Raw genomic sequence first — 13,409 nt, 5'->3', positions numbered from 1 at the left:
GCTATAATTTACCTTGTTTTTAAAGGTTAAGAAATTTCTTAATTGGGGTAATAGACCCAAGCCGGATATTTCACTTTCAGGGGAGCTGTATGAACAGCTCAAACCCTTTCGTCTCCCGTTTATTCTCGTCCAGCTTTTTATTCTTTTTGGAACTTTGGGGTATTTGATATTAGAAGATTATGATTTAATGCACGCATTTTTTCAGGCTTCTTACACATTTACAAACACCGGGTTTGGCTCACTCAACGAGGATACTTTTAACACAATCACCATTATTTTCACGGTGCTACTTATGATAGGTGGCGCGGGTGTTGTAACATTTAGTGTGGCATTTATTATGGGTGTGGTAAATAATGGCGTACTCATAGCATTGATTAAGGAGCAGAAAATGGTATATAAAATTGCGCGTTTGCAGAATCATTATGTGATTTGCTATCACAATGAATTTACTATGCAGTTAGCCCAGCAGTTTTTGAAGTCTCATATTCCATTTGTGGTGGTGGATAATGCGCCGGATTTTGAGATTCAGGCTAAAAAACATAAATATCCTCATTATATCGTTGATGACCCGCACACACACATTGCTATGCTGAAATCTCATCTCTCAAGCGCAAAGGGTATTGTGAGCTTTTCTAAGAATGCAGCAGATAATATTACAATGGTAGTGAGTGTGCGACTTTTTGAGGAGGAGCTAAAGAGAAAACCCTACTATATCATCGCTACTGCAAATTCCGAGGAAGAGAGCCAAAAGCTCAAAAAGTTAAGTTGTGATTCTGTAATCTCTGCTCCTAAACTTATGGCACAGAGAATCTCCGCTATGGCAGTGCGTCCTGATATGGAGAATCTGCTTGAGCGATTTTTGTATCGCCACGATACACCGCTTGATTTGGAGGAGATTATTGTCCCTAAATATTCGTGGCTTGTGTTAAGAAAGCTCAAGGAGGCACATTTCCGAGATATTACAAATGTGTCTGTCGTGGGACTTACACAAAAGGACGGCACTTACATCACTATGCCAAATGGCAATACGATTGTTTCGAGCGAGTGCAAACTCCTTGTGATTGGCTCGGGTGATAATATTCGTGATACGAAGCGATTGATTATGAAAAAGCAAAAACCAAGGGAGGTTGATTATGTTTGATATTATTCCTATCAAGGGTGGCATTAACGCACCGCAAGGATTCTATGCCGATGGTGTAAGTGCGGGACTAAAGCCAAAGCAGACTGATGGCACGCCCGCACTTGATGTAGCCTTTTTGTATAGCGAGGATAAGCTCAAGCCCTTTACACTTTTTACGAGCAATACCTTTGAAGCTGCGCCAATCACGCATTATAAGCGGTTTGTGGAGGGCAAGGAGAGTAATTTTGTGTTAATTAATACCAAAAATGCAAATGCAATGACGGGGCAAAGGGGCATAGATGATGTGAGTGAGATTCTAAATGTCTTACAACAAAAATTCCCTTTTGTGCAAAATCCCATTATGTCAAGCACAGGTGTGATAGGGCAGTATTTGCCAAAGGAGAAAATTATTGCTTCTTTTGGTGCGTTTAATCCTCACGCAAAAGATGAAAACGCCCACACTCGTGCCGCCGATGCGATACGCACGACTGATGCCTTTAGCAAAGAAATTGCTCTACAAGTGAAACTTCCCTCTGGTCAAAGATTTTGCATTGGCGCAATGGCAAAGGGCGCGGGTATGATACAGCCGGCATTAGCGACTATGTTGTGTTTCATCACCACAGACGCGGCACTACCCAAAGTGCACGGGGATAGAATCCTACAAGAATGCGTAAAGACAAGCTTTAATGCCATTAGCGTAGATGGTGATATGAGTACGAATGATTCAGTATTTTTATTTGCAAATGGGCGCAGTGGGGCGTATGATGAGGCAGCATTCAAAGAGGCACTCAAAATAGTAATGCATAAACTTGCCACCGATATGGTGCGCGATGGCGAGGGAGCAAAAAAGCTTGTAGCCTTTGAAGTAAAGGGTGCAAAAAATGAAGATGAGGCAATGAGGGCAGCTAAGGCTCTTACAAATTCGCTTTTGGTAAAAACTGCTATTTTTGGTGGAGATCCAAATTGGGGGAGGATAGCCTCTACAATCGGTGCGAGTGGTGTAGAATGTGCGCAGGAGAGCCTTTGTATCAGCTTTGAAAATGTAGTGGTTTTTGATAAGGGACAGATTCTTTTTGATGAAAGCACAGAATCTAAAGCCGCGGCGGTTATGCAAAAAGAAAGCTTTAGGATAAGCTGTGATTTAGGTGTAGGAATCGGGAGTTTTGTCGCCTATGGCTGTGATTTGGGCTATGATTATGTGAAGATTAATGCAGATTATCGTAGCTAATTAGGCTTATGGATTCAATAATTTTGCGGTAAGTAAATCTTAAGTGGGCTATTATCGAAAATATCCTACAATATAAAAATCATTTTACATAAAAGGAGTAGTTATGTTTCACGAATATAGAGATGAGGTTACCGCACTAAAGACGCACAACGCACATTTTGCAAAGATTTTTGATGAGCATAATGAGCTTGATGATAGAATCAAAAAAATTGAAGAAGGTGAAGAAGTGATGGGTGATATGGAGCTTGAGGTGCTTAAGAAGCAAAAATTGCGTTTAAAAGACGAAGCCTATGCGATGATTATAGAATATCGCAAAGAGCATAAAGCTTAATCCTCTGCTCTAATTGCGCCTTTTTGGCGTAGATTCTATTTTTCCACTCCTACCTACAGAATCCAATCTCTTATGGGATTTTGGGGCTGTGGGGTTTATCTCCCAAAGATTTGTTTAAGCTCCACAGATTTTGTATTTTGTATCTGTTGTGTGAGAATCCTTAGAGCACAATTCTGTGCTTTTGTTGATTCTATGGATTTTGTGTCGCAAGGAGATATTTTTCGTATGCTGTGGGTGGATGGGCTTTATCCCATTTACGCATTAGTGCTTCTTCTTGCTCTGTAAGCGTGATACCATAATGCTCACTCATATACAAATAAATGCGCGCAATAATACCCTTTTCGCTTTCACGCGGATAGAATTTTTTATTTTTAAAATCCGTATAAACAGCGCATTTGCCATACTGCCCTAATTTTTGCGAAGTTTTGGAATCTAAATCTGCATATTCAAAATTACTTCTGTCAGCATTAATCTCGCCAATGGCTGGGACGAGATTGCGTTTATCGGATTCCATTTGTGTAAATTGTTTGTCTTTTACACACATTTTGCGTCCGCCATTTTTCCAACATTGCAAATCTTTGCCAAAGCGGTGCGCGGGCATTATATGTTCAAATTCAATGTGCTTGGCACGCACATTTTTCTTGTCCTTACTCGTGGTGGCTCTACGCGGCGTATAATCTTGCGTAGGCAAGAGAGTAAGAGTGTGTGGATTAAAATCAATCCCGCAATAAAATTCTGTGTGAAAATTCTGTGCAATATAGGCTTTTTTTAGCTCTGCCTTGCTTTGAGAGAAAGTTTTGGGTGTAGTGGTAGTGAGGGCTTGAGGGCTAGTCTGCGCACAGCCAAAAAGTGCAAGAATACAGCATAGAATCCATATTACTTGATATGTGCGCAAACTTATCATTTTCCCTCTATCCTGATTGAATAAGCATAGATTCTAAAATATGCACTTTGCAAAATAAAAATCACATAATAAGAATTTTGCTACTTGATAAGTGCGGAGATTGCTTTGAATGAAGAATGTTTGCAATCGCCCAAGATTCTAAATAAAATAGATTCGGTGGGGAGCATTACTACGCCTTGTGTGTTGAAAAAATTAAGGGCAAGTTGGTGGCTTTGCTCATCTCTTGAGCTACACGCGTCAGCAGCAAGGAGGCACTCATAGCCTAGATTGCGCGCTTCTATAATGCTTTGCAGCACACAGATATGCGTTTCTATGCCAAAGAATATAAGCGTTTTTGCCTTACTTTGTGCGATAAATGAGGCGATTTTCTCATCGCCAAATATGCCAAAGCTTGTTTTTTCTAAGACTCGTGCATTTTTGGGGATTGTAATTGTGCTATGTGTCTTACCTAGTCCCTTTGGATACTGCTCGGTAACGAGCGTAGGGATACCTAGTTGTGTGGCAGATTCTAAAAGTATATTGGTATTTTTTATCACCTTGTCTTTATATGCCATATGCTCTATGATCTTTTCTTGCACATCTACGCACACAAAAAGTGTGCGTTTGGTTTTTAGTATGCTTCGCATTATTTTCCTTTTGTAGAGTTATTTTTCATCTTTGAGTTGGGAAACGATTGTTTTCGTATCTCGTGCAATTACAAGTTCCTCATTTGTGGGTATTACACATACTTTTACTTTAGAATCTGGTGTAGAGATAATTGCCTCTTTGCCACAAACATTGTTTGCTTCCTCATCAAGCTTTACACCTAAAAATGCAAGATTATTAACAATCATACCGCGTATAAATTTTGCATTTTCTCCCACGCCTGCACAGAAACTTACCGCATCGACACCATTCATTGCCGCACAATACGCACCGACATATTTCATTACGCGATAAGCAAAGGCGTGGCGAGCAAGTTTAGCGCGCTCATTTCCTCCCAAATCCGCATCAAGCAAATCCCTAAAGTCGCTCGATATGCCAGAAATACCAAGCGCACCTGATTTTTTGTTGAGAATATTAAGAATGCTTTGTATATCTAAATCTTCGCGCTTAGAGATATACTCTATAATCGCCGGGTCTAAATCCCCACTGCGCGTTCCCATAATCAAGCCTTCAAGTGGGGTAAGTCCCATACTTGTATCTACACACTCGCCATTTTTGATTGCCGAGATTGATGAGCCATTCCCTAGGTGGCACACGATGATTTTTGACTCATTGTAGTCAAGCCCCAAAAATTCCGCTGTTTTTTGCGATACATACTTGTGGCTTGTCCCGTGGAATCCATACCTGCGCACTTTGTGTTTTTCATACCATTCATAAGGCACACCATAAATATATGCTTTTGGTGGCATAGTTTGATGAAATGCGGTATCAAAAACTACCACCATAGGTGTATGGGGCATTTTTGCCTTACACGCTTCAATCCCCATTAAATGCGCGGGATTATGCAAGGGTGCTAGGTCGGAGCATTCTCTAATGCGTTCAATCACATAGTCATTTACTAGCACAGATTCTTTAAAAAACTCTCCTCCATGCACCACGCGATGCCCGATAGCGCGTATATCATCAAGCGATTTTATCGCGCCATATTCCTTGTTTGTCAAGGCTTCTAGCACCATTTCTATGGCTTTTGTGTGATTTGGCATAGATTCTTTTTTCTCATATTTCTTGCCTTCACCTGTTTTGTAATTAAGCACACTGCCCTCAATACCGATTCTGTCGCAAATACCTGAGGCAAGGACCTTTTCAGTATTTGTATTGATGAGTTGAAACTTCAAAGACGAACTGCCACAATTTATAACTAAAACATTCATTTTTTTTTCCTTAATTTGTATTTATTTTGCTTGGAGTGCGCTAATAGCTACCACACCTACAATATCATCTGCACTGCACCCTCTTGAGAGATCATTGATTGGTGCAGCCATACCCTGCGTGATTGGTCCATAAGCTTCAGCCTTAGCAAATCTTTGCACGAGCTTGTAGCCGATGTTTCCAGAATCTAAATCCGGGAATACCAACACATTCGCCTTTCCTGCGACATTTGAACCTTTTGCCTTTGATGAGCCTACACTTGGCACGATTGCCGCGTCAAGTTGCAATTCGCCATCAATCTTAATGTTGGGGGCTAGGGATTTTGCGATTTTTGTCGCCTCTACTACCTTATCGACATCGGGGTGCTTCGCACTGCCATAGGTAGAATGGCTCAACATAGCTACAAATGGTTCGCTGTGGATAATGGATTCAAAACTCTTTGCGCTTGAGAGTGCGATTTGTGCGAGTTCCTCCGCATTTGGATTTTGGCATAATCCGCAGTCGGCAAACACAAGTGTGCCATTAAGCCCATAGTCGCAATTTGGCACGACCATTACAAAAAAGCTTGAGACGAGTTTGGAATCTGGTGCAGTGCCTACGATTTGTAGTCCGGCGCGTAGCACATCAGAAGTCGCACGAGTAGCTCCAGCCACCATTCCATCAGCCTTTCCTGCCCTCACAAGAGCCGCACCAAAATACAAAGAATCATTGAGTAAAAGCTCCTTTGCTTTCGTGCTATCCACGCCCTTATGTTCGCGTAGTTTGATCACGAGTGTTATAAGTTCGTCTAATAGCGTGGTATCTTTGAGGCTAAGAAAAGTTGCCTTTTGCAGTAAATCGGTGGGGAGATTGCCAAGCTCTGTTTTTGCTTTGGCGCAAATCTCCTCCTTATCGCCGAGCAAGATGAGATGGGCAAAATCCTCATTTAGAATCTTTATTGCCGCCTCAAGCGTGCGCACATCAGTGGTTTCTGGCAGGACAATTGTCTTTTTTCGTTGCTTTGCCTGTGTTTTGAGCCTATTGATAAAACTCATAGTATTTCCTCCGATTCAATATTGAGATGTTTTAATCATAAACAAGTGTGTTTAATGCTATGGTGTAAAAAGAGGCTCGCTGCTTTTGATGTGTAGAAAATCTACACTTTAGATAAATTTTTTTTAATCTTTTTACATTTAGAAACAAGCTGTGCATAATTTCGCAATTTTTGGATTCTTATAAGATTCTATAATTCTTAGAAATCTACCTCGTTATAAATAACAAGGCATTATCCCAAAAGGAATGACTTTTGCTACTTTCACTCTAAACAAGCCTCACGGCAGGACAGGATTTGTAAAGGAGTTATTGATGGCAAGGAGTGCAAATAACGCAAGTAGAGCGAAATGGTATTTTTTAGTTGCTATTATCATACTTTTATGTGTGCTTGGTGGCGGATATTACTATATGGCAGCGTTTTCAAACTCAACACTTGAAGAGATTACACAAAATATAGAATCTCGCCTCCTTGAGCAAGATTCTATCAAGCAATCACAGCTTGATGCCAAAGATAATCAAATTGAGCTTTTGAAAGCACAGAGTAATGCCCTCAAAAAAGAACGTGATAATATTTCTGTGAAACTTAAGTATTCAATCAAGCCAAAGGATAAAATTGTTGCGTATTGTAAAAATATGAAAATAGGACGTTGGGGTATGCCACAAGAATGTTTTAGTGAGCTAAGTAGCGGTATTATAGATATGATTCAAAAGGATAATAAAATTGTCGCCTTTGAAGTTTCTGGCATCGTGGATAATCTCCCCTATGCGGGTTCAAGCCCAGAGCTCAAGCAAGAGGGCTTAGCGAGTTTTCGCGCACGAGAGGCAATTTATGTTGTTGGCAAAAAGCTACCTAATGTCGCGGTCTTTGAGGGCTTAAGTCAGCAAAAAGCAAGAGAGCGGGGCTTTGTTGTTCGGGCGTTTTATGTGGAGTAAGGGTAGCGCACATTAGAGGAGTTTTGATAGAATCCCCAAAGTCTTAAGTGCAAAATTCTGTAAAGTCGCTATGCGCTGTGAATCTGCTATGAGAACTAAATAGGGGGAGATATGGATAAGATAAATCCAAGTATTCAAAAAGTCGGCATTGTCTTGCGTCCCTCCACACCAGAGCTTAAAAGCACATTTTTGCAGGTGCGTGAAGAGCTTGATAACGCGGGTATTGAGGTAGTGCTAGAAAGCATTAGTGGGGGTATGATAGAACTTTTGGGGCAGGATTTTGCCTCGATTGCTGCGCAATGTGATGCATTTTTTAGCTTAGGTGGCGATGGGACTTTAATTTCTATGCTTCGCCGCACCTTTGAGTATAAGCTGCCTTGTATGGGGATAAATACCGGGCGATTAGGATTCCTCACAGCATTTATGCCTCAACACCTTAGTGCCTTTATCCCCTGCTTAAAAAGTGGCGACTACATTTTGCAAGAGCATCTACTGCTTCAAGCAAATGTGTATGATGAAGTGCAAAATCTTTTGCATACATTTATTGCCATTAATGAATTCCTCATCTCAAAGCACGAATTAAGCGGTATGGTGCGAATTGGCGCGAGCATTGATGGCAAGCATTTTAATACCTATGGTTGTGATGGACTTATCATCGGCACACCCACAGGCTCGACTGCGTATAATATTAGCGCGGGTGGCTCGGTGATTTATCCCTATTGTCGCAATATTTTGCTTACACCCATTGCGCCACACTCGCTTACACAGCGTCCATTGGTGCTAAATGATGAATTTGTGTTAGAATTTCACGCACAGCAAAGAGCAAAGCTTATTATCGATGGGCAAGAAATGATAGATATAACACCCTCTCATCGCGTGCAGATTCAGGCTCTCTCACAGGGGGCAAAGCTCATCTATCCGCGCACGAGGGATTATTTTAGTGTGTTGAAAGAAAAATTTAAATGGGGCGATGAATTTTAATCTAAAATAAAGACTTTGCCAAAGGATTTTATAATGGCAGAATCTGGCATATTTTAAGGTGATATGAAGGAGCATTAATGATTAAGCGGATTCTTATCCACAATTCTCCCGCGTTCAAAGATGTAGAATTGTATATGCAGGGGGGCTTTAATGTCTTCAGCGGCGCGAGTGGTAGCGGTAAGTCGGTATTTATGGAATCTCTTCTTGCGATTTTTGGTATCAAAGAGAGTAATGCAGACCTCATTGAGGCAAATATTGCGCTAGATAGCATTGACTTTGATTGGGAGACAAATGGGATTCCAAACGATGATGATGAAATCGTGCTTAGTATTCTTAAAAAGGATAAAACGCGCTATTTTTTAAATCATATCTCAAGCTCGAAAAAAAGATTAAATGAGATTGTGAGTGGATTTGCCAAGCATATCAGCACCAAGGGCGCAGATGAGCTTAAAAATAGCAATATTTTAAGAATCCTTGATGTGTTTGTGGGAAGCAAAGATTCTAAGCATAGTGTGCTTTTAACACAATATGAAGCGGATTTTAAACATCTTAATGAGGCTCAAAATAAGCTTAAGGATCTAGAATCTAAAGAGGCGCATATTGCCTCATTAAAGGAGTTTGCGACATTTGAAATTTCAAAAATAGAATCTTTAAAGCCTAAAGAGGGTGAGTATGAGGAGCTTTTATCACTCAAAAAAATGCTCTCCAAGCAGGAAAAGATTAAAGAGCAACTCTATCAGGTGCGCCGAGCACTTGAGCTAACACAGAGTTTTGAGGGTTTTTTAAATCTCGTGGATAAATCCTGCCCTAGCCTCGTTGAAGGCTTGAATGAGTTTGAATCTATCGTGCAAATGCACGAGGAGCAGCTAGAGAGTTTAGATGAGCTTAATGCCGAAGAAGTGCTTGATAGAATTGCTGCCTTAGCCGAGTTTATTCGCCGTTTTGGGAGCATTACGCAGACTTTGGAGTATCTCGCGGAACAGAAGCAGAAACTGCAAGAGTATGAGAATCTAAGCTTTGATAAACAAGCTTTGCAAAAGCAGATTGAAACACTTGCTAAATCTTGTGAGGTAAATGCACTCACATTACACACAAATCGCCAAAAGCACCTCGCAGAGCTTAACACGCGTATTAACGAGCTTTGCGCGAAGTTGCGCCTTAAAGAGAGTGTGCTATATCTCACGCAAGTGCCTTTAAGCCAAAATGGCATAAGTGAATGCGCGATTATGCTAGGAAAAAGCGATGCGAATGTCCTCTCCTCTGGGGAATACAATCGTTTGCGCCTTGCGATGATGTGTATCCAAATGGAGATTGAACCTCGAAGCGGTATTTTGGTGCTTGATGAGATTGACGCGAATTTAAGTGGTGAGGAGAGCGAGGGGGTGGCGCAGATTCTCAAAACACTTTCACGCACTTATCAAATCTTTGCTATCTCTCATCAAACGCATATGCCCTCCCTTGCGGATACGCATTATCTAGTGGAGAAAAAAGAGGGCAATAGCGTGATTACCAAGCTTGATTTTGAAGGACGTGTGCGCGAAGTAGCTCGTATTATTAGTGGCTCAAATATCACAGATGAAGCCCTCGAGTTTGCACGAGCGCATTTAAATAAGGGTGCAAAATCGTGAATATTGCCTTACTCAAAGGCTTTTGCAACTATATGCAGCAAATGAAAACTATCATTAGCTTTAAGCGCAAGGGTGATAATCTCTTTGTGCTTGTATGCGAAAACGCGCAGGGCGCGCGAAGCAGAATTTGTTTTGATATGACGCGCTCACAGAGTGGCATATTTATGAGTGATGAGGAAGTTATAAGCCCAAAGGTTTTTTGTGCGCCATTTGATACTAAACTCGCGCAATGCACGACAAAGGCGCGTATAGAATCTATCAGTGTTGATGGGGAGAATAGAATCCTGCGCTTTTTGTTGGAGCAAAAGGAGCAGTATAAAAAGCAGTATTTTTGGCTTGTATGTGAATTTACAGGTAAGCATACTAATGTGGTTTTGTGCGATAAGAATTTTGTCGTGTGTGAGGCTCTGCGCCATATCCCCGAGCATAAGTCAAGTCGTGAAGTGCGCGTGGGTAAGATTCTAAAACCTCTGTCACAGCCTACAAATCCTAAGCCTTATGAGCCTATCGCAATAGAATCTGTGGAGACTCTGCTTTATGAAGCTTACAAGGCGACATATATTAAGGCAAAGGAGCGCAAAAGAGGGCAGATTCTAAAATCCCTCAAATCAAAGCAAAATGCGCTTATGCGGAGCTTAGAGACGCTGCCTAAGCAGGAAGGGCTTTTAGAATCTGCAAAAACATATGCCGAGTATGGTGGGCTTATTTTTAGCTCACTTCATCTTTTGCCTACACATAAAATCACTGCGGATTCTATTACTTTGCAAGATGTGAATGGAAACAATGTATGTGTGCCACTCCCCGAGCTACGAGATTTGCAAGAGGCGGGGAATTGGTATTTTAATCAAAGCAAAAAATATCAAAAAAAGGCGGCACATTTGCATAAACAGGTTGAAAATTTAGAAGAGCGGATACAATTTATCGCACATCAAATCGCCTGTATAGAACGTTTTGACGAGATGGCTGAAGTCTTTGCGCCTCCGCCTAAAAAGCAAAAAGATTTGCATTCAAAAGAGGGAGAGAGTTTTTTTATAGAGGGATTCAAAGTGAGTGTGGGGCGCAATGTCAAAGATAATCAGCGACTTTTAGAATCTGCACGGGCTGATGATATGTGGCTGCATATACGCGATGTGCCAAGTGCGCATATGATTATCCATTGTGGCAAGAAAGCCCCGAGTGAGGCTATTTTACGCAAAGCCGGAAGTGTTTTAGTAGGGTTGTATGCGGCACGAAAGGGCGTAGGGGATTTTGTGGTAGATTATACGAGGAGGAAATTTGTCAAGGCAGCACCGGGCGCACAGGTAGTTTATGCGAAGTATCAAAGTCTCCACTACCGCATACGAGATGATGATAAAATATGTTGAGTTTTTGAATAAAGAAATATGTGAGTTTCTAAAAGGATTTATAAAATAGCATTAATGGGGCTTTTATATCTTTTTTAAAAATCTTTCAAGCCCTTAAAATCCTCATAATTTAAGAAATTTAAAAAATAGAATCTAGCTTTCGCGATAGAGAGATTCAAAAAATATGTGATTATCTTAAAAGCCTCTCTGCTTCATTTCACAGCTTTTATAATACACACAAAATCTTGCAAAGTCCAAATGAATCAAGTATTCTTTATGTGCTAATGATTGTCAGCCAAAGCCTCACACTTGGATTATCTCTGCTTGGAATTAAAGCAAAAACAAGAATGTAATATGTGCCAGAGCTCAAAAGCATTTATTGCACTTAAAGATGCTTTTCCACATACAATTCCTATTATGCTTGGTTATATTTTTATGGGTGCAGTATTTGGTATCTTATTGCAAAAAACAGGTTATGGTGCGATATGGGCAGCTATAATGGCAGTGGCTATTTATGGGGGAACGACACAATTTATTGCTGTCGGGCTCATAGCAAGTGGAGCTGGCTTATGGGAGAGCTTTGTGCTTGTTTCTATGATTAATGCACGACAAATTTTTTACTCTATAAGTATGTTAGAGAGGTTTAAACGTATGGGCAAAAAGCGTTATTATATGATTTATTCCCTCACTGATGAGACCCTTGCTCTTCTTAATCTTAAGTCTCCCGAAACAGGAGTGGATAAACAATGGTTTGATTTTTTTATCGCTGCACTCAATCAAAGCTATTGGGTTATAGGCTGCACTCTTGGAGCAGCACTTGGTGGAAAGCTTGAGTTTGATTCTAATGGACTTGATTTTGTGATGAGTGCTATTTTTGTTGTGATTTTTATTGAACAATGGCGTAATAAAACAATGCGTATTCCTGCACTCATTGGCATTATAATAAGTTTAATATGTTTATATATTTTTGGGGCACAACAATTTTTAATCCCCTCACTTGTGGGCATTTGTGTTATATTAAGTCTATGGAGAAAACCCATTGTCGCCTGAAATTTTGCACTCAGTCCTTCTTATTGCGCTTATTGCGCTTAATACTCTCTTAAGTCGCTTTTTGCCTTTTATTATCTTTGCTAAATCTACACCCACATTCATTGTCTCTTTAGGTAAAGTGCTGCCAAGTGCAATTATTGCAATGCTTATTGTATATTGCCTTAAAGATATGGATTTAGAGCACTCTCCATATGGACTTAATGAAATTATTGCTGTCTTAGTAGTAAGCTACATACATATAGTGTTTAAGATTCCCGTTTTAAGCATTGTATGTGGAACTATCACTTATATGATATTAATACAAAATGCAATTTTAGATTTTATACCCTAGAATCAAAAATCTCTAGGGTATAAATAAATATTAAGCAAAAGCACCTTTAAGTGTCTTTACCCACGCTTGAATTCTGCTATCTGTCATATCTTCTTGATTAACCTCATCAATGACTAAGCCTACAAACTTTCCATTTACAACTGCCAAACTCTCATCAAAAGTGAAGCCATCTGTGCTTGTTTGTCCAATAATTTTTCCTTGTTTTGATACTTTCTCATAAATATGTGCAATACCATTACAAAAAGTTTCGCTATAAATTTCTTAGTCGCCAAGTCCTACAAGAGCGATAGTTTTACCTGAAAAAGCAGCTTCATCAATACTAGAAAGAAAACTATCCCAATCATCTTGTAAATCACCTGAACCATAAGTAGGTGTAGCAAAAATAAGATTCTCAAATGCACTTAAATCATCAGCTTTACTTGAAGCAACATCAAATATTTGACAATCGCCTAATTTATCAGCAATTTTTTGAGCAATTTCTTGCGTAGTGCCACCATCGCTTCCATAAAATAAACCAATTTTTTTCAATATGAACTCCTTTTATAAATATATTTTTTGACTTTACACTATGAAAGATAATAATAAAGTAAAAAATAAGATTCTATTATATAAAATAAGAATGATTTTTATTTATATTTAAGAATAATATATTAGTATGCGATATTTTATTAATA

General features: G+C 39.9%; 14 protein-coding genes and 1 pseudogene. 10 read left to right on the top strand and 5 right to left on the bottom strand.

The features are described 5' to 3' along the window. Positions 1-13 precede the first annotated feature (13 nt). From LS67_RS00455 to LS67_RS00445, 3 genes are all read left to right on the top strand, one after another. Positions 14-1,141: a potassium channel family protein gene (locus LS67_RS00455; RefSeq protein WP_034326927.1), complete on the top strand. Its 1,128-nt coding sequence runs from the start codon at positions 14-16 to the stop codon at positions 1,139-1,141. Then, complete coding sequence (gene argJ, locus LS67_RS00450) at positions 1,134-2,348, top strand: bifunctional glutamate N-acetyltransferase/amino-acid acetyltransferase ArgJ (RefSeq protein WP_034326925.1); 1,215 nt, start codon at positions 1,134-1,136, stop codon at positions 2,346-2,348. Before LS67_RS00455 ends, argJ begins: the two co-directional genes overlap by 8 nt. Before the next feature lie 103 nt (positions 2,349-2,451). Then, a complete protein-coding gene (locus LS67_RS00445) occupies positions 2,452-2,679 on the top strand; it encodes a YdcH family protein (RefSeq protein ID WP_034326924.1) in 228 nt (75 codons plus the stop codon). Between the two features lie 190 nt (positions 2,680-2,869). Here the strand turns inward: LS67_RS00445 and LS67_RS00440 are convergent, their stop codons facing one another. The 4 genes from LS67_RS00440 to pta all read right to left on the bottom strand — a co-directional run bounded on the left by LS67_RS00440 (position 2,870) and on the right by pta (position 6,471). After that, positions 2,870-3,583 (bottom strand): endonuclease, encoded by a 714-nt coding sequence (locus LS67_RS00440; RefSeq protein ID WP_081953915.1) that lies wholly within the window; start codon positions 3,581-3,583, stop codon positions 2,870-2,872. An 80-nt stretch (positions 3,584-3,663) separates the two neighbouring features. Next, positions 3,664-4,209: an isochorismatase family protein gene (locus LS67_RS00435; protein WP_034326923.1), complete on the bottom strand. Its 546-nt coding sequence runs from the start codon at positions 4,207-4,209 to the stop codon at positions 3,664-3,666. 18 nt (positions 4,210-4,227) lie between these two features. Continuing rightward, positions 4,228-5,439 carry an acetate/propionate family kinase gene (locus LS67_RS00430; protein WP_034326921.1) on the bottom strand — a complete coding sequence of 404 codons (1,212 nt, stop codon included), beginning with the start codon at positions 5,437-5,439 and terminating at the stop codon, positions 4,228-4,230. A 21-nt stretch (positions 5,440-5,460) separates the two neighbouring features. Further along, a complete protein-coding gene (pta, locus tag LS67_RS00425; RefSeq protein WP_034326920.1) occupies positions 5,461-6,471 on the bottom strand; it encodes a phosphate acetyltransferase in 1,011 nt (336 codons plus the stop codon). Between the two features lie 310 nt (positions 6,472-6,781). Between pta and LS67_RS00420 the strand changes: the two genes are divergently transcribed. From LS67_RS00420 to LS67_RS00390, 7 genes are all read left to right on the top strand, one after another. Then, positions 6,782-7,402, top strand: coding sequence for a hypothetical protein (locus tag LS67_RS00420; RefSeq protein WP_034326917.1), 621 nt, complete (start codon positions 6,782-6,784; stop codon positions 7,400-7,402). A gap of 111 nt (positions 7,403-7,513) precedes the next feature. Then, positions 7,514-8,383, top strand: a complete 870-nt coding sequence (locus LS67_RS00415; protein ID WP_034326915.1) for an NAD(+)/NADH kinase — start codon at positions 7,514-7,516, stop codon at positions 8,381-8,383. A 77-nt stretch (positions 8,384-8,460) separates the two neighbouring features. Beyond that, positions 8,461-10,011 (top strand): AAA family ATPase, encoded by a 1,551-nt coding sequence (locus tag LS67_RS00410; RefSeq protein WP_034326912.1) that lies wholly within the window; start codon positions 8,461-8,463, stop codon positions 10,009-10,011. Then, positions 10,008-11,375 carry an NFACT family protein gene (locus LS67_RS00405; protein WP_034326910.1) on the top strand — a complete coding sequence of 456 codons (1,368 nt, stop codon included), beginning with the start codon at positions 10,008-10,010 and terminating at the stop codon, positions 11,373-11,375. The genes LS67_RS00410 and LS67_RS00405 overlap by 4 nt, the downstream gene beginning before the upstream one ends. 125 nt (positions 11,376-11,500) lie before the next feature. Beyond that, positions 11,501-11,707 carry a DALR anticodon-binding domain-containing protein gene (locus tag LS67_RS00400; protein WP_082628722.1) on the top strand — a complete coding sequence of 69 codons (207 nt, stop codon included), beginning with the start codon at positions 11,501-11,503 and terminating at the stop codon, positions 11,705-11,707. 1 nt (position 11,708) lies between these two features. Beyond that, a complete protein-coding gene (locus LS67_RS00395; protein WP_034326941.1) occupies positions 11,709-12,404 on the top strand; it encodes an AzlC family ABC transporter permease in 696 nt (231 codons plus the stop codon). Then, positions 12,394-12,735 carry a branched-chain amino acid transporter permease gene (locus LS67_RS00390; RefSeq protein WP_034326907.1) on the top strand — a complete coding sequence of 114 codons (342 nt, stop codon included), beginning with the start codon at positions 12,394-12,396 and terminating at the stop codon, positions 12,733-12,735. The genes LS67_RS00395 and LS67_RS00390 overlap by 11 nt, the downstream gene beginning before the upstream one ends. 30 nt (positions 12,736-12,765) lie before the next feature. On the opposite strand, the pseudogene LS67_RS00385 reads toward LS67_RS00390, so the two are convergent. Continuing rightward, positions 12,766-13,263 (bottom strand): annotated as a pseudogene (locus LS67_RS00385) (flavodoxin). Positions 13,264-13,409 lie beyond the last annotated feature (146 nt).

The sequence above is a fragment of the Helicobacter sp. MIT 03-1616 genome (assembly GCF_000765685.2).
In the GTDB taxonomy this organism is placed as follows: Bacteria; Campylobacterota; Campylobacteria; order Campylobacterales; family Helicobacteraceae; genus Helicobacter_C; species Helicobacter_C typhlonius.
Note: the sequence above shows the minus strand (reverse complement) of the source record. Positions and strands in the feature narration are given on the sequence as shown.

Excerpts from the sequence above, each read along its gene's own strand:
- argJ (WP_034326925.1), top strand. The coding sequence starts at position 1,134 with ATGTTTGATATTATTCCTATCAAGGGTGGCATTAACGCACCGCAAGGA.
- LS67_RS00445 (WP_034326924.1), top strand. The coding sequence starts at position 2,452 with ATGTTTCACGAATATAGAGATGAGGTTACCGCACTAAAGACGCACAAC.
- LS67_RS00440 (WP_081953915.1), bottom strand. The coding sequence starts at position 3,583 with ATGATAAGTTTGCGCACATATCAAGTAATATGGATTCTATGCTGTATT.
- LS67_RS00435 (WP_034326923.1), bottom strand. The coding sequence starts at position 4,209 with ATGCGAAGCATACTAAAAACCAAACGCACACTTTTTGTGTGCGTAGAT.
- LS67_RS00430 (WP_034326921.1), bottom strand. The coding sequence starts at position 5,439 with ATGAATGTTTTAGTTATAAATTGTGGCAGTTCGTCTTTGAAGTTTCAA.
- pta (WP_034326920.1), bottom strand. The coding sequence starts at position 6,471 with ATGAGTTTTATCAATAGGCTCAAAACACAGGCAAAGCAACGAAAAAAG.
- LS67_RS00420 (WP_034326917.1), top strand. The coding sequence starts at position 6,782 with ATGGCAAGGAGTGCAAATAACGCAAGTAGAGCGAAATGGTATTTTTTA.
- LS67_RS00415 (WP_034326915.1), top strand. The coding sequence starts at position 7,514 with ATGGATAAGATAAATCCAAGTATTCAAAAAGTCGGCATTGTCTTGCGT.
- LS67_RS00410 (WP_034326912.1), top strand. The coding sequence starts at position 8,461 with ATGATTAAGCGGATTCTTATCCACAATTCTCCCGCGTTCAAAGATGTA.
- LS67_RS00395 (WP_034326941.1), top strand. The coding sequence starts at position 11,709 with ATGTGCCAGAGCTCAAAAGCATTTATTGCACTTAAAGATGCTTTTCCA.